Origin of the sequence: Psychrobacter sp. CAL346-MNA-CIBAN-0220 (assembly GCF_040309805.1) — a bacterium.
Classification (GTDB): domain Bacteria; phylum Pseudomonadota; class Gammaproteobacteria; order Pseudomonadales; family Moraxellaceae; genus Psychrobacter.
In genome coordinates this window covers 167,944-183,547 of sequence record NZ_JBEOPF010000001.1, presented here as the reverse complement: position 1 = coordinate 183,547, position 15,604 = coordinate 167,944, and the positions used below count along the sequence as shown (strand labels likewise).

The 15,604-nt window shown below is 42.5% G+C and carries 15 protein-coding genes and 1 pseudogene; 11 read left to right on the top strand and 5 right to left on the bottom strand.

Annotated features, from left to right (window positions below; all coding sequences use genetic code 11):
* Nucleotides 1-76 precede the first annotated feature (76 nt).
* From ilvA to AAEY88_RS00685, 8 genes and pseudogenes are all read left to right on the top strand, one after another.
* The gene (gene ilvA / locus AAEY88_RS00720; RefSeq protein WP_350557700.1) at nucleotides 77-1,630 is read left to right on the top strand and encodes a threonine ammonia-lyase, biosynthetic; all 1,554 of its coding nucleotides are present in this window, start codon (nucleotides 77-79) and stop codon (nucleotides 1,628-1,630) included.
* A gap of 245 nt (nucleotides 1,631-1,875) precedes the next feature.
* Nucleotides 1,876-2,013: pseudogene (locus tag AAEY88_RS00715) on the top strand (excalibur calcium-binding domain-containing protein); the annotation flags it as partial.
* A gap of 149 nt (nucleotides 2,014-2,162) precedes the next feature.
* Nucleotides 2,163-2,582 (top strand): S4 domain-containing protein, encoded by a 420-nt coding sequence (locus tag AAEY88_RS00710; protein ID WP_350557698.1) that lies wholly within the window; start codon nucleotides 2,163-2,165, stop codon nucleotides 2,580-2,582.
* 244 nt (nucleotides 2,583-2,826) lie between these two features.
* Complete coding sequence (locus tag AAEY88_RS00705; protein WP_350557696.1) at nucleotides 2,827-3,342, top strand: low molecular weight protein-tyrosine-phosphatase; 516 nt, start codon at nucleotides 2,827-2,829, stop codon at nucleotides 3,340-3,342.
* Between the two features lie 179 nt (nucleotides 3,343-3,521).
* The gene (gene murB / locus AAEY88_RS00700) at nucleotides 3,522-4,634 is read left to right on the top strand and encodes a UDP-N-acetylmuramate dehydrogenase (RefSeq protein ID WP_350557694.1); all 1,113 of its coding nucleotides are present in this window, start codon (nucleotides 3,522-3,524) and stop codon (nucleotides 4,632-4,634) included.
* The gene (locus tag AAEY88_RS00695) at nucleotides 4,615-5,379 is read left to right on the top strand and encodes a YdcF family protein (RefSeq protein ID WP_350557692.1); all 765 of its coding nucleotides are present in this window, start codon (nucleotides 4,615-4,617) and stop codon (nucleotides 5,377-5,379) included. Before murB ends, AAEY88_RS00695 begins: the two co-directional genes overlap by 20 nt.
* A 114-nt stretch (nucleotides 5,380-5,493) precedes the next feature.
* Nucleotides 5,494-5,790 carry a cbb3-type cytochrome oxidase assembly protein CcoS gene (gene ccoS, locus AAEY88_RS00690; protein ID WP_350557690.1) on the top strand — a complete coding sequence of 99 codons (297 nt, stop codon included), beginning with the start codon at nucleotides 5,494-5,496 and terminating at the stop codon, nucleotides 5,788-5,790.
* 116 nt (nucleotides 5,791-5,906) lie between these two features.
* Complete coding sequence (locus tag AAEY88_RS00685; protein WP_350557688.1) at nucleotides 5,907-6,737, top strand: sulfite exporter TauE/SafE family protein; 831 nt, start codon at nucleotides 5,907-5,909, stop codon at nucleotides 6,735-6,737.
* 116 nt (nucleotides 6,738-6,853) lie between these two features.
* Here the strand turns inward: AAEY88_RS00685 and AAEY88_RS00680 are convergent, their stop codons facing one another.
* Nucleotides 6,854-8,008: a DEAD/DEAH box helicase gene (locus tag AAEY88_RS00680; protein ID WP_350557687.1), complete on the bottom strand. Its 1,155-nt coding sequence runs from the start codon at nucleotides 8,006-8,008 to the stop codon at nucleotides 6,854-6,856.
* A 323-nt stretch (nucleotides 8,009-8,331) separates the two neighbouring features.
* The gene (locus AAEY88_RS00675; protein ID WP_011513806.1) at nucleotides 8,332-8,547 is read right to left on the bottom strand and encodes a cold-shock protein; all 216 of its coding nucleotides are present in this window, start codon (nucleotides 8,545-8,547) and stop codon (nucleotides 8,332-8,334) included.
* 472 nt (nucleotides 8,548-9,019) lie between these two features.
* Here AAEY88_RS00675 and aroQ point away from each other — a divergent pair, with 472 nt between their 5' ends.
* Entirely contained in the window at nucleotides 9,020-9,559 is a 540-nt protein-coding gene (gene aroQ / locus AAEY88_RS00670; RefSeq protein ID WP_407074377.1) for a type II 3-dehydroquinate dehydratase, read from the top strand.
* 167 nt (nucleotides 9,560-9,726) lie between these two features.
* Nucleotides 9,727-11,040 carry an AarF/ABC1/UbiB kinase family protein gene (locus AAEY88_RS00665; protein ID WP_350557685.1) on the top strand — a complete coding sequence of 438 codons (1,314 nt, stop codon included), beginning with the start codon at nucleotides 9,727-9,729 and terminating at the stop codon, nucleotides 11,038-11,040.
* Nucleotides 11,041-11,061: 21 nt separating this feature from the next.
* Here AAEY88_RS00665 and AAEY88_RS00660 read toward each other — a convergent pair whose 3' ends face one another.
* Nucleotides 11,062-11,892, bottom strand: a complete 831-nt coding sequence (locus AAEY88_RS00660) for an ion transporter (RefSeq protein ID WP_350557683.1) — start codon at nucleotides 11,890-11,892, stop codon at nucleotides 11,062-11,064.
* A gap of 329 nt (nucleotides 11,893-12,221) precedes the next feature.
* Between AAEY88_RS00660 and AAEY88_RS00655 the strand changes: the two genes are divergently transcribed.
* Complete coding sequence (locus AAEY88_RS00655; RefSeq protein ID WP_350557681.1) at nucleotides 12,222-12,971, top strand: YebC/PmpR family DNA-binding transcriptional regulator; 750 nt, start codon at nucleotides 12,222-12,224, stop codon at nucleotides 12,969-12,971.
* Between the two features lie 133 nt (nucleotides 12,972-13,104).
* Here AAEY88_RS00655 and AAEY88_RS00650 read toward each other — a convergent pair whose 3' ends face one another.
* A complete protein-coding gene (locus AAEY88_RS00650; protein WP_407074409.1) occupies nucleotides 13,105-13,620 on the bottom strand; it encodes a methylated-DNA--[protein]-cysteine S-methyltransferase in 516 nt (171 codons plus the stop codon).
* 134 nt (nucleotides 13,621-13,754) lie between these two features.
* Nucleotides 13,755-14,663: a signal recognition particle-docking protein FtsY gene (gene ftsY, locus AAEY88_RS00645; protein WP_350560377.1), complete on the bottom strand. Its 909-nt coding sequence runs from the start codon at nucleotides 14,661-14,663 to the stop codon at nucleotides 13,755-13,757.
* Nucleotides 14,664-15,604 lie beyond the last annotated feature (941 nt).

Here is a 15,604-nt window from a genome sequence, read left to right as displayed (position 1 = left end):
ATCAGCATAGGCTGATCTATTTCGTTTTTATCTTAATCTATCACCTATTTATTTATCACCTAAATTAGGAACCATTATGCTGTCACATTGGGTACGAGCTATTTTGCAAGCCACTGTTTATGATGTTGCTATCCAAACCCCACTTGAGCCTGCACCAAAGCTGACCCAGCGTTTTGCTAATGACATTCGTCTTAAACGCGAAGATTTACAACCAGTTTTTTCATTTAAATTACGTGGTGCCTATAACCGTATCAGTCAATTAAGTGATGAGCAAAAAGCGCGTGGGGTTATTTGTGCCTCAGCAGGCAATCATGCCCAAGGTGTCGCTTATTCTGCGCGAAAATTATCGCTAAAGAATATTATTGTCATGCCAACCACTACCCCTGATATCAAGGTCGATGCGGTTAAAGCGCTCGGCGGTAATGTTGACTTGCATGGCGACAGCTTCGATGAGGCCAACCGCTACGCAATCGAACTTGCCGAGCGTGAAGGCTTAACCTTTATCCCTCCTTATGATGATGAGCTGGTGATTGCCGGACAAGGTACCATCGGACTCGAGCTGACCCAGCAGTGGCGCGATATGGATTACGTCTTTGTCGCAACTGGCGGTGGTGGTCTAATCGCAGGTGTGGCGGCATTCTTAGGTGAAGTGGCGCCGCATGTTAAGGTCATTTCAGTAGAAGCAGAAGAAGCCGCCTGTTTGAAAGCCGCTCTTGCAGCGAATGAGCGTGTACGCTTGCCGCAAGTGGGCTTATTTGTCGATGGTGTGGCGGTCGCACAAATTGGTAAAATACCTTTTGACGTCATCCGTATGCAAAAAAGCGATAACTCAGGTCCAGTAGTTGAGCCTGAGGTTGTTACTTGCACCAACGACGAAGTATGCGCTGCCATTAAAGACGTCTTTGAAGAAAATCGTAGCATCGTAGAGCCAGCTGGGGCATTATCAGTTGCAGGTATGAAAAAATATATCAAGGCTTATGACTTACAAGGTAAAAACTGTGTGAGTATCATTTGCGGCGCGAACATGAACTTCGATCGGCTGCGTTATATCGCCGAGCGTACTGAGATTGGTGAGAAAAAAGAAGCAATCTTTGCGGTGACTATTCCTGAGCAGACAGGTGCGTTCTTAAACTTCTGCCGCAGCTTGCATGGACGTAATATTACCGAATTTAACTACCGTGCGGACAATCAACAGTCACCCGACTCTATGGATCCTGCGGCGATATTTGTCGGGATTGCCTTAAAAGAGGGCGATAAAGAACGCCAAACGATAAGTGATCAGCTGACTGCTGATGGCTATCTGGCACATGACTTAACGGATGATGATATTGCTAAATCTCATATTCGTCATCTGATTGGTGGCCATGCCCACGTAGAAAATGAGCAATTACTAAAAATTACTTTCCCAGAACGTCCTGGCGCATTATTAACCTTCCTAGAGAAACTCGGTGATGATTTTAATATTACCTTATTCCATTATCGCAATCATGGCGCGGCTGAAGGTCGAGTATTAGTGGGCTTACAAGCGTCTGAAAGCAACTCGCGCTTGCTACAAGATGCGCTACTTGATATCGGTTATGACTGTATCACCGTTAATGATAATATTGGTTATCAGCTGTTTTTGAAGTAAAGTTTGCAATGAAAACTGATTGGATAAGTTTGTGTATCGTTCGGTGTTATTTGCTTTGTAGTTGAGATTTTATGAAAAATATCTTTATTATTGCGGCTTTACTATTTTTAGCATTGTATGGTTATAAAAATTTTCAAGCAAAAGAGACTGCGACTGATGATTTTGACATTCCGCCGACATACAATACTGCTTATGAAACAGTTGATGAATTAGGGGTAAGCGCTTCCTCATTGAACAACCAGAGTTATAATTGTGATGGTAGGATGCATTGCTCGCAGATGACGTCATGTGAGGAGGCAACCTACTTCATAAACCACTGTCCTAATACAAAAATGGATGGTAATAATGATGGAATACCTTGTGAGAGTCAATTTTGTTATTAGCTTTACTATAGTAATTTCCACAAAATTGACTGCTGCTTTTAAAGCTATTAATCTATTTTTAAATAATTAAGCAATACGATGAGTTAATATCACTCTTTTAATCGATGAGTTAAGCACTATTAATACCATAATCTATTGATGAGGTTTTGATGAGTAAAACTAACGATACACCCAACGCCCTAGTCAAAATCCGCCTCGACAAATGGCTGTGGGCAGCGCGTTTTTATCGGACGCGTACCTTGGCTAAGCAAGCTATCGAGAGCGGACGAGTACATTATGGTGGTAGCCGCGTCAAGACCAGTAAAGAGATTGCGGTCGGAGATGAGCTAACCATTCGCCAAGGTTCAGCGACAGCGATGACTGAAAAAACCGTCGTTGTTGAGGCCTTAACAGCTCAGCGTGGTAACGCCAGCGCCGCGCAAGTTTTATATTCAGAAACCGAGGAGAGCGAAGAGCGCCGTGCCTATTATGCCGATCAGCGTAAGCTTGCCAACCTTGCCCGCCCTGATAACAAGCCTGATAAGAAGCAGCGCCGTGATTTACAGCGCTTTAAGAATAATCAAGAATAAAGCTATCAAGACTAAATGATCTCGAAAAATTGACTCAAAGCATTAATTAAGTAGCAGGATAGATGTCTACATTGTTACTGACGTTATTGACCTTATTGGTTAGTCTCTATCCTTGCCATTTGCAGTGTTAGCAGTTACGCTAGTCGCTAATTTATCCATTTGCATGCTCATAAGCCGCATTACTAATGCCGGGCTCTTATAGCATGTTTTTTTGTTGTTATAAGTTGTCATAAAAGGTCATACTATGTTGATCAAAGCGTCTACACCATCCTCTGTTTTGTTGGTTTGTTTGGGCAATATTTGCAGATCACCTACCGCCGAAGAGATCTTTCGTCAGCAAGTGGCCATTGCTGGACTCTCAATGAAAGTAGACTCAGCAGGTACTGGAGACTGGCATATTGGCCACGCTCCCGACGTACGAGCACAGCGCCATGCCAAATCTCATGGTTATAACATTAGTAAGCTGGTTGCGCGTCAAGTCAATACGGATGACTTTCGCAACTTTGATTTGATTTTGGCAATGGATGCCCAAAACCTAGCGGATCTACAATTAATCAAAGACAGCATTACTGACTCAACAGATAATCCTGATTCAACAAAAAAGTTAGCGAAACTTGCTTTATTTAGCGAAGAAGATCCGACCTATGGTGGTGATGACGTACCCGACCCTTATCAAGGCGATGGTAACGCATTTGAAGAAGTGATTGAGCGCATCGAGTCAAGTGCACAAGCTTGGATTGAAAGCTGGAAAACGAATTAAATTAGGCAGTTGTAGCGTTTATAACGTGATGTCGCAAGCATTTATAGTTCCCATTAATAGCCACAAGTAGACGTTTAGTAGTCTGCTAAAAAGTCTCATTTTTTATCCACTTTTATAGGGTGTATACCCTATAATAACGAACGCTTTAATTCTTATTTATTTACCGAACAGGCCGCCTTATGACTGCAGCTTTGCGCCTTGATCTTAGTGTCCAACATCATTCATTGTATGACCTGTCACATGAGAATACCATGGCGCTAGCATGCGTTGCTGACTGCGTTGTAACGTTGACGGATGAGGCGCAGCTTGATGCTTTTATGGCTAGTGATATAGCAGATCGGGAGCAAAGTCGGCCATTATTTGTATTGTCTGGTGGTAGCAATGTATTATTGCCAGCGCAATTAAATGCTATCGTATTGCGACCACAGCTGCGTGGCATCATGATCACCAATCAGACGCAGGATTATGTGGATCTTGAAGTGATGGCTGGTGAAAACTGGCATGATCTGGTTGTCTATACCGTCAACCAAGGCTGGTATGGGCTAGAGAATTTAGCCCTCATACCAGGATTGACTGGGGCGGCGCCCATACAAAATATTGGTGCTTATGGCGTTCAACTAGAAGACTGTTTGCAGTATGTGCGTGCTTATCATCTGCCCAGCAAAACGTGGCATCATTTATTAGCGGCGGACTGCGAGTTTGGCTATCGTGATAGTATTTTCAAACGCACGCCAAATACCTGGCTTATTACTCGCGTGGGCTTTCGTCTGCATACTGACCCGGCGAAGATTTTAGCGAGTTATGGCGATGTACAAACGGTCGCGCAAGATTATGCTAAGCAGCAAGGACGCTTACAACCAGCACCTGCTGATGTGATGCATGCCATTATTGATATTCGTCAGCAAAAACTACCAGATCCTAAGCAGCTACCTAATTGTGGTAGTTTTTTTCAAAATCCTATCATTAGTCAAGATCAATTTATAGCGCTACAAGCCACTTACCCTAATATCGTCGGCTACCCTATGCCAGAATTAATGGTTAAAGTCGCGGCAGGTTGGCTAATCGAACAAGCAGGTTTAAAAGGTGGTGGCATTGAGCCCATTGTTACCCATCAACAGCAAGCCTTGGTGCTAACTAACCATACGCCCTATCAAGCAACGCAAGACGATGTTGAACAAGCACAGAGTTACATTGTGGCATGCATTTATAAAAAATTTTCTATTACCTTATCGCGTGAGCCGGTTTGGGTAAACGCTAACGGTACAATTGGGCATGGCAAGCATGTGGTCTAAACGGTTATGGCGACACTATCTACGATCAGCTGAGCGTATGCTTAAAGTATTTCGAATTATAAATATAACTTTTTTACTGGGCTCAACGATTATTATTGTGGTGCTGCTCAGTCTATTCACGCCGCTGTTTTCACGCACAGTCGTTTATGTTTTATATCATCTTCCCTTACCTGAGATACCAGAAACAGCAATAAACTCACCACCAACTGCCTACGTAATCCTCGGTGGCGGCCTCACCAACGACAACAATAATCAAATTATTCTTAATCCTTATAGCTTAAACCGTGTCCGTACTGCTGCTACAGCGTATCACGACCTGCCACTTCCTATCGTGTTAAGCGGCGCTGAATCCCCTTGGCTTGGTCAGTGGCTCAACGAGCATGGTATTGATGAGCTGATCAGCGAAAACGCCAGTATGAATACTTGTGAAAATGCACGTTTTACCGCTAAACGCGTTGCGCTACGTCACGTCTATCTAGTTACCGATAGTTATCACATGGCACGGGCTCGTCGGCAATTTGCTCTAAATGGTATCAATAGCACCCCGATTAATGCGCCTCTGCCCGTCAAACGTGACTGGAGCGAACCGGCACAAAACTTAAGTCACTCAAGACGTGCCGTCTATGAAATAGCTGCCTACCTTCGTGATGTACTGCGACCGCAACTAGACTGTCGCCGTGCCGAAGATATCAGCACTCAGCAGCTATTGACCCCAAGAGGCAAAGCTATTAAGACCTTCAATTAATAAGTACTGATAAGGCATTAAACCCTATAATCTATTCGGTACATTTAATCTGTCCATAATAAGCGTATAATAAATAACCATAAATACGAAAAACTGTCATTAAAGAGGATTGTCATGCTCAGCATATTTTTATTAATTCCATTAAGTTTAATGCTGTTTGTGGTGGCTATTTGGGCAGTACGTTATGCAGTAAAATCCAACCAGTTTGAAGACCTAGACAATGCCTCACAGCGCATTATATTAGATGACCGTCAAGAACGCCGGCAAACTATTCAAGCTCATGAGCATTTAGATACTGCTCATCACCCTGATGATACACCCCCTAATAACGCAGTTGATAAGGTAACAGGGGACAACATCGAAACAGATACGATTAATCGTACTGATACTGATGACACCCCAAAGATATAGACTTGATCTTCTATGTTACGTATCCGTGACCTGTCGCAGCTATTGGCATACTTAATAAGTCATCAACGATAGAAAATTAGTTTACATTTCGCTATTCATTCTAGGAGATATTCCCTATGACCACAGCCTTACTCGTTGCGGCATTATTAATGGGATTTTTTGGTTCACCGCATTGCTTAGGTATGTGTGGTGGTCTGGTAGCAGCATTTGGACTATCTATGAAAGATGTCAGTCCTGCCAAGCGCCGTGGCTTAATAGCCACCTATCATCTTGGACGTTTGCTCAGCTACGCCTCTTTGGGTTTGATTGCAGGCTTGATTGGTACCACTGTTCTGGCACCTCTAATGATGGGTAACAGTACGCCGCGTATTCTGTTGGGCTTGGTATTAGTATTTGTAGGTATGACAATGCTTGGCGCGCCGTTCTTAACGAAGCTCGAACGCTTTGGAATGCGCTTTTGGCAAGTGCTTGCGCCACTACGCAAAAAGGTCTTTCCGCTCACAACTTTCCCACGTGCGCTGACAGCCGGCTTGTTATGGGGGTTCTTACCGTGCGGGCTGGTTTACGGAGCGCTACTGATTGCCGTCGTTGGACATGACCCCTTGACCGGTGCGGTATTGATGTTTGCCTTTGGTTTGGGTACCGTTCCCATGCTAGTCGCCACTCATGAGACCGTCGGCTGGTTACGTAATCAAATCGGTCGCTTGCGTTTACGACAAATGAATGGCGCTATAATGATGATCTCAGGACTGGCAGTTATTGTCGTACCTATGATTATGGCAAGCATGCATGGTGGTGGACATGGCGATGCAGCACCGATGGATCATAGCAGCCACACTTCTATGCCTATGCCGTCTGATACTGACACTACTATGAATCAAGACATGGATCACAGTATGCATAATATGGGTAGTAATGAATCGACTACGATGGAGCATGCTAACTAGTGAATATTAGATGACTGAAAGCTATAAAAAGCCCTCAACGCTAATCATAACGTTGAGGGCTTTTAGGTGCAACATGACATAATAATAGTTGGTTTACGATAACCACTTATATCTAACTACTGCTGCCACTGCTCAAGGGTGAACTTAGTGTCTAAGTGCTTTTCTAACGCCGGTATATTAAAAGCATCATCTTCACTGACAAAGCTAATACTTATCCCAGTTTTTCCAGCACGACCCGTACGACCAATGCGGTGTACATAATCATCTGGCTGATCAGGTAAGGTATAGTTGACTACATGACTAATATCGTCGACATGAATACCACGCCCTGCGACATCGGTCGCCACCAAAATAGAAGCATGGCCTTCTTTAAAGCGTTGCAAATATTTTTCGCGTTTTTGCTGAATAACATCACCTGATAGCATCACAATTTTATGCGCTTGGCGCAGCTTATGATAAAGACGCTTGACCTGATCTTTACGATTGGCAAAAACGATAACTTTGTCCACTGCCTTATCACTAATAATACGCTGCAAAGCTTCTAACTTCTGATCTTCTGTGAGCAAGTAGAAATGCTGATCGACCAATTCACTGGTCTTATGCTCTGGCTCAATCTCAACAAACTGGGGCTCATGTAACCAGCGATAAGCAAGATTCATCACATCTTGGTTAAAAGTTGCTGAAAACAATAAACTTTGACGATCGGTATTGGGCGGCATCCGGCCAACTAAGCGCTTAATATCGGGGATAAAGCCCATATCTAGCATACGATCTGCTTCATCTAACACCAGTACTTCCACACGATCGAGATAAACCATACCTTTATGCATCAGATCAATCAAACGACCAGGCGTAGCGATTAAGATATCCACGTATTGACGCTCAAGCTCATGCTGTTGGGTCTCATAATTAGTACCACCCATGATACAGACACTATGTAGCGAGGTATATTTGGTCAGCTCGATACAGTCATCAAATATCTGCTGCGCAAGCTCACGTGTTGGCGCCATAACAACGGCACGTGGTTCCCCTAAATAACGCTCTTCATCAGTAGCAAAAGGACGCTTGAGCAAAGCCTCCATAATGGTAATTAAAAATGTTGCGGTCTTACCCGTACCAGTTTGCGCTTGTCCAATGGCATCTTGATGTGCCAGGGTATGCGGTAATATCTGCGCTTGAATGGCGGTCAACTCGGTAAAACCTAAATCACTGACCGCGCGTAATGTCGGCGCTGAGAGTGGCAAATCAGTGAATGTCTTAAAATTACTCAAAAAATTATCCTTGTATATTAACTGCTCGTCTATTAAGCAATAGTAGACTAATGATAAGCCTTAGCATAGCTTGTATCGTTAGTCCAATATATATGAAGACAAATAAATGAAGACCTAAAAATAAAAGCCAAAAAATGAATGAATCCAAATGATTATCGCTATGCAAAATTAAAAAGCATAAAAAAAAGCCAAGCCTAACGTCTATTTCTCACCGAGTACGCTGCGATAAAATCAACGTCGGTAGGATAAGACGGGCTTGACTCAGTAGTATATCAGTAGTTTGTACAGACATTATAACTAAACTGCCATAATGACGCTATTGATTACTCTTCTACTTTTCTGACTTCTTCAGCTTGTAGTCCTTTGTCGCCTTCAACCACACTAAATTCGACTTTTTCGCCATCCTTTAAAGAGCGATAACCGTCTCCTTGGATTGCACGAAAGTGGACAAAAATATCCTCTCCGCTATCACGTTGAATGAAACCAAAGCCTTTTGAGTCATTAAACCATTTAACGATACCTTGCTCACGAGCTGACATAATATTGCTTCCTAAAAAGTACGCTTAGCCCCGAATTGCTTTGCAACATTGCATATAAAAGGGGTCTAAAATGATGAAGTCAGAATTTAAACATCTTTACTTAAATACAAGCAGTTGAGATTTACGGTGACACTTGCTTTACTAGTTGATGAAAGCTTCTCTCAAGGGAAACGACCCTGCTTTAGCCGCATTGGCTAGTGGCATTGCCCTGTCGCTGATAGCGTAATACTGTTTTATAAAACCTTTAAACAGTATTAGTAACAAACTTGTAAGATTTATTACTTAAAAATTATCATAGCACGGGTTTTTGGTAACACAAAGTTATTTAACATGATTTTTAATGGTTAGGTCCGCTTTTCCTGTAATTTTTTTATAACGTAGCAATCAAGCTGTTATGATAAAGCCTTATAATTTTTATTAAAAGTTTAACAATTCCCAATCCCCATTAAATTTTATATTTATAGAGAAACCTATGAGTCCCTCTTCTCAGTCAACCACAACAATAATGACCACTTGTTCAGAAAAAGATATCCCTCTTACGCGTAAACTATTACTTATCAATGGTGTTAATCTAAATCTACTCGGTTTGCGTGAGCCTGAAATTTATGGTCATACGACACTTGCAAATATTGAGGCGCATCTGACTGCCTGCGCCGCTAAGCACGGTATTGAAATGATTTGTATTCAGTCCAACCATGAGGGCAAACTTATTGATGATATTCAGCATTATGGTTTACTTACAGAAGCGCCAGCTCAAGTAGACGCTATTATTATTAATCCTGCGGCTTTTACACATACGTCGGTCGCGCTACGCGATGCACTGCTGGCAACACAAAAGCCATTTATCGAAGTGCATTTATCCAATGTGCACGCGCGCGAATCTTTCCGGCAGCACTCTTATTTGAGTGATGTCGCCGTTGGCGTTATCTGCGGTTTGGGACATTTAGGGTATCAGATGGCATTAGATTATTGGCTGACTCATTTATACTGTAAAGACTTGGCGGATAATTAAAACTTGATTTAAATAAGCCTTGATAAAAATATAAAAGTTATAGATAGTCTGTACATTGATAACCTAATAACATTTATAATCTATAGTATTTATAGTCAATAGCCTTTACAGAAAAATAGGCTTTATGAAGAACAACTTAATAAATAAACCAATACACGGTGACATAAATGGCAAAATCGTCCGGAAAACGCTTTATGAAACTCGCTGGTATGACTGCAAGTATTGCAGGCAAGGCGGCCAAAAACTCATTAAAGCATCTCTCTAGTGACGAGGAAAAGCGTCTCCAAGCGCGCTCTGAGCTGATGCAAGACGTGGGCATTCAAATAGCCGAAACGTTGGGTGAAATGAAAGGCGCAGTCATGAAGGTAGGGCAAATTGCCTCACAATATAAAGATGTATTCCCGCCTGAGGTCGCCACCGCTCTTGAAAAATTGCAAAAAGATGCACCGCCTATGCCTTATGCACAGATACGCGCACAAGTGGAGCGTGAGCTTAAAGCCCCTATTAGTGAATTATTTTCCGAATTTGATGAAACTCCTTTTGCTGCTGCTTCTATCGGGCAAGTCCACAAGGCTACTTTGCTTTCTGGCCAAAAGGTAGTGGTCAAAGTCCAATACCCTGGTGTCGATGAAAACTGTGATAGCGACCTTAAGCAAGTACGTATGGCACTCAAAATTGCAGGGGTTCTCAACATGAGCCGGGAGTTACAAGAACAGCTGTTCAACGAGATTCGCCAAAGCTTACATGATGAACTTGATTATATTAAAGAAGCGCATAACTTACGGGTATTTGGTGCCTTTCACGTCAGCGATAAAGGACTTATTATTCCAAAGGTGATCAGTAGTCACTCATCTAAGCGCGTATTAACCTTAACTGAAGAGATGGGTGAAACGCTGGCGGTCGCGGCAACATGGGACAATGACATTAAGCAAAAAATTGCTGAGCGCCTGTTTCATTTTAGCGCCGGACAGCTATTTGGCTTATATCGGATGCACTGTGATCCCCATCCAGGGAACTTTGCTTTTCTTGCGGATGGTAGCGTCATTGCCTATGACTTTGGCGGTACTCGCAGCTATAGTGATAGTGAAGTACAGCTGTTTCGCCGTTTTGCTCAGCATGCAGTAAAAGGCGATGTGACTGCACTGGAGCAAGACTTGGTTGCTCTTGATGTCCGCCGTGATGATAATACGAATATTCCCGGTGAGTTTTATGAAAAATGGCTCTCCATCGGTCTCAAGCCCTTATCTATCGCCCCTTATCAAGAGGGTGCCTTTGATTTTGCAACCAGCCAAGTGCATCATGAAGCCATTACCCAAATGCGCACATCTTTAAAATACTTTGGCCAATTTCAGCCCTCAGCCACTACTATGATGCTGGATCGTACTGTATCTGGACAGTATTGGAACTTGGTTAATTTGGGTGTTAAAATCGATCTGTCATCACTAGTCGAGGGCTATTTAAAAACACCCATGCACTCATAATCCTATAAAAACAGCTACTTATTATACGTGCAGCGCATGGCCACAACGATCACAGAACGCCGCCCCTACCGCATGACCGAACTTACCACAGTTCGGACAGGTAATTGGATTAAGCTGTGGGCGCATATTACGGGCAAGCTCAGAGGTAAAGATTCCCGTCGGTACCGCAATGATAGAATAACCAGTAATCATGACTAGGGTTGCAATGGTTTGACCTAGAGGGGTTTTTGGCGATATATCACCATAACCTACTGTCGTCATGGTTACTACCGCCCAATAAATAGACAGCGGAATACTGGTAAAACCATTTTCTGGCCCTTCAACCACATAAATGACCGATCCAAAAATGGTGACTAATAGCACCAGAGATAAGAAAAATACAGTAATCTTTTGCTGGCTAGTCTTCAGAGCTGATGCCAAAAAGCCAGCTTGCTGCATATAGGCTTTAAGTTTTAGAACCCGGAACACTCGTAAAATACGCAAAATACGTATTACTAGTAGATATTGCACGCCGACAAATATAAGGCTCAAGTAGCTTGGTAGCACGGAGAGTAAATCCACTACCCCAAAAAAGCTAAAAACATAACGTAGGCGGTTGGGTGCTGAAAACAGTCTTAAACTATACTCAATGGTAAATAAAATGGTAAAAAACCATTCAGCATAAAAAAATATCATCCCAAACTGTAAGCGCATATAGAGCACGCTATCAAGCATCACTACGGCCACACTGGCCAAAATCGCAATCAATAATACAATATCAAAAAGCTTACCCAAACGGGTGTCTGTCCCTTCAATAATGATATGAATGCGCTTACGTAGATGGGTAATGGCTTCGGTAGTTGGTTGCTTCATAGAGTCAGTAAGGTCACAAGATTAGTAGTTTTATAAAATCGAATGCTTTAAAGTAACCGGCACTGGCTTGGGTTAGTCAAAATGCGTATAAGTGGTCTATAATATCGGTAACTTATGATTATTAATGGCCAACATATTGCCTCATAGTTTGTCACAGTGTAGCAAAAAACCGCCCTTAACAACATACAAATCGCTCACTTGCACGTAAGCTTAAAACGGCAAACAAACCTAGCAGTCACAAAATAAAAGCCATATCAGTCAATATAAACGGCTGTTTTTAGCCGCTTTTTTTAGCATAATAAATAGTAAGAAAAACTTAAGGATATAGTATGGCAGGTCATTCAAAATGGGCAAATATCAAACACCGTAAAGCCCGTCAGGATGCGGTAAAGGGTAAAGTATTTACTAAAATTATCCGCGAAATTGTCTCAGCTGCCAAGCAAGGTGACCCCGACCCTGATAAAAATCCGCGCTTGCGAGCTGTCATTGAAAAAGCTTTATCAGTTAACATGACTAGAGATACGATCAATCGTGCTGTTTCCCGCGGTACTGGTGGCGGCGATAACGAAAACATGGAAGAGATCAGTTACGAAGGTTATGGGATTGGCGGCGTGGCGGTATTGGTGGAAACCATGACTGATAACGTTAATCGTACAGTCAGTGAAGTACGTCATGCATTCACCAAACACGATGGTAATTTAGGCACGTCAGGTTCTGTCGCTTATTTATTCAACAAGCGCGGTGAGATTAGTTTTAATGATATGAGTTTAGAGGATGATGTCATGCTTGCCGCGTTAGATGCAGGTGCCCTTGATATCGAAAATGATGGAGAGACGCTATTAGTCATTACCGAAGTGGATAGCTTTGGGCAAGTTAAAGATGCTTTAAACGCCGCAGGCTTAGTATCCGATAATGCTGAGGTGACTATGGCGCCCGCGACTAGTGCTGAAATTGATAATATTGATGACGCGCTAAAAGTGATGAAAATGATTGATATGTTAGAAGACATCGATGACGTACAAGACGTTTATACCAATGTCAACTTCTCAGATGAGGTAATGGCGCAGCTAGAGGAGTAATGGTTAGTTGTAAACTCTTAATTAATCAATAGCTTATATAAAAATAAAAAAGCCAAACACTTCAAAGTATTTGGCTTTTTTAGTGCACTTTTATTTGATATATATCTTAAAATTTTGGTTTTTAACCTTAAAGCTATCCTTTACACTCAACACCCTCTAGCGCTAACAAATATTCTTTCTTATCCAATCCGCCCGTGTAGCCGCCAAGTTTGCCGTCACTACTGATTACGCGATGACAAGGAATAATAATGCTAAATGGGTTCTTGCCATTGGCATTAGCAACGGCGCGATATCCTTTAGGGTTATTAACACGCTGCGCAAGCGTGGCATAGCTGATGGTTTGACCGTGGCTGATATCTTGTAACGCCTGCCAAACTTGCTGTTGAAACAAAGTACCGGATGATAAGTCTAAAGGTAAGTCAAAATGTTGACGCGTCCCTTGTAAATATTGCTGCATTTGCGCGATACTCGCTAACAGTAACTGCTGCTCAGGACTATTGGCATTGAGCTTCGAGGCTGGTACAAATTGAGAATCAGTTTTATCAAAACCATAATGCTTGGTTAACTTGGTCAGATTAATATTATCTTGCCAGCACACATCGGTAGCAAGCCAGTTACACCAAATAAGCTTTGGCACACCGTTTAGCATATGACTGCCGAACAAAAGCGCTGCTTCAGGTAGCTGTGCATTATCATTTGCTATATCGGACAACGCTATACTGGTGATAATCATAATCTCTACCTCATTGATATGGTTTCTATTTAAAAGTCCCTTGTCATCAGTTACTTGTCATCAGTCTCAAACAACGCCGCGACAAACTGTTTTGGACTAAAGGCACGTAAATCATCGATAGACTCACCAACCCCAATATAACGAATAGGCACATCAGAGGTTTCAGCAATGTTGAACACTACCCCACCTTTAGCAGTACCATCCAATTTAGTAATAGTAATACCAGTTAATGGTACGACTTTATTAAAAAGTTCAACTTGATTAATGGCATTTTGTCCCGTGCCAGCATCAAGAACAATCATGCCTTCATGGGGCGCGCTTGGATCAGATTTACGCATGACCCTGACCACTTTTTCAAGCTCCGCCATCAAGTGGGTTTTATTTTGCAAGCGGCCAGCAGTATCTGCTATCAGTACATCGACATTTTTAGCTTTGGCAGATTGCATGGCATCGAAAATAACTGAGGCGCTGTCTGAGCCATGACCTTGAGCAACTACGGGAATGTTATTACGATCACCCCAGATCTGAAGCTGCTCAGTAGCGGCAGCGCGGAAGGTATCACCAGCGGCCAGCATGACCGATTTACCTTCGCCTTGTAAACGCTTGGCAAGCTTACCGATAGTGGTGGTTTTGCCTACGCCATTAACGCCAACCACTAAAATAACGAAAGGTTTTTTACTGGTGTCAATGACCAGCGGCGCCACTTTGGGTGTCAAAATATCAACCAGCTCAGTCTGTAGCGCTTTATATAAAGAATGCGCATAGATTAAATCGCCACGCGTCGTCTGTTCAGTTAAGCTTTTAATAATACGGTTGGTCGCGTTCACGCCGATGTCCGCTACCAATAATTGGTCTTCAACTTCCTCTAATAGCTCATCGTCAATCTCTTTACCACCAATAAGAATACTTACCATACCTTCGGCTAGGTTTTTACGTGACTTAGTGAGTCCAGATTTCATGCGATTAAACCAACTGCCTTTTTGTCGGCCTTGTGGCTCATTTTCTTGGGCATCTTGCGGCTCATCTTTTTGTTCTGACTCTACTTTAGATGATTCTAAGTTAGAGGGTTCAGCCCCACTACTTTTAGAATGAGCACTGCCACTATCTCCTAACTGCTCTTGCAACGGCATTGTTGGTATCGCAGGTTGCGTGGTCTCATTTTTTATTGCATTCTGTGATGGACTGGCACTAGGCGACGTACTTTCGATCTCATTTTTTACTTCTGGTGATACAATCGGCGCCCCTAATGCTATCTCTACTGCTGCATCCGCACTTGTTAATTCTCCACTGCTGTCTTGGTTATGCTGAGTGCTGCTATCATTGGACTTTTCAGGTTCAGGCTTAGAATCGTACTCATCAATAATAGCGACAGATTGCGCCAGCAGACTGGGTAGGGTAATATCATCATCATCTAAATCATCGAGGCTGTCATCAAGGTTGATGACCACGCGATTGGCATTATTTGAATTGTTCATAAGCTTGCCCTAAAAGTTATCACTGTCAGTAATATGTTTATTGTAAAGTCATTATTAGCATCGTTAAAATAAGAGATGGTTTTTATGCTAGTTTAGCATAATTCAAGATAGGCTCAGCCAAGACCATAACCTAACGCACAGCAAAGCACTACAAACTATCTAAGAAAGCTTCGCTTAAGGTTTGAACACAAAAATCTGACCGTTGCTAAGTTAAACTTCGCTACAGTTTGGAATACCTTATTCATTTTTATTTAGCCCTTTGCCATTATCACGTTATCTATTTTTTAGTCGCCATTTAATAGGAATGCAGATGTCATCAATAGTTGCTCACTACAAAAATTTCGTAAGCATTAGCTCAATACTTATCATATCAACACTGGCGTTTTCAGCAACAGGCTGTAGTACGACCCAAGAATTTAAGCCGA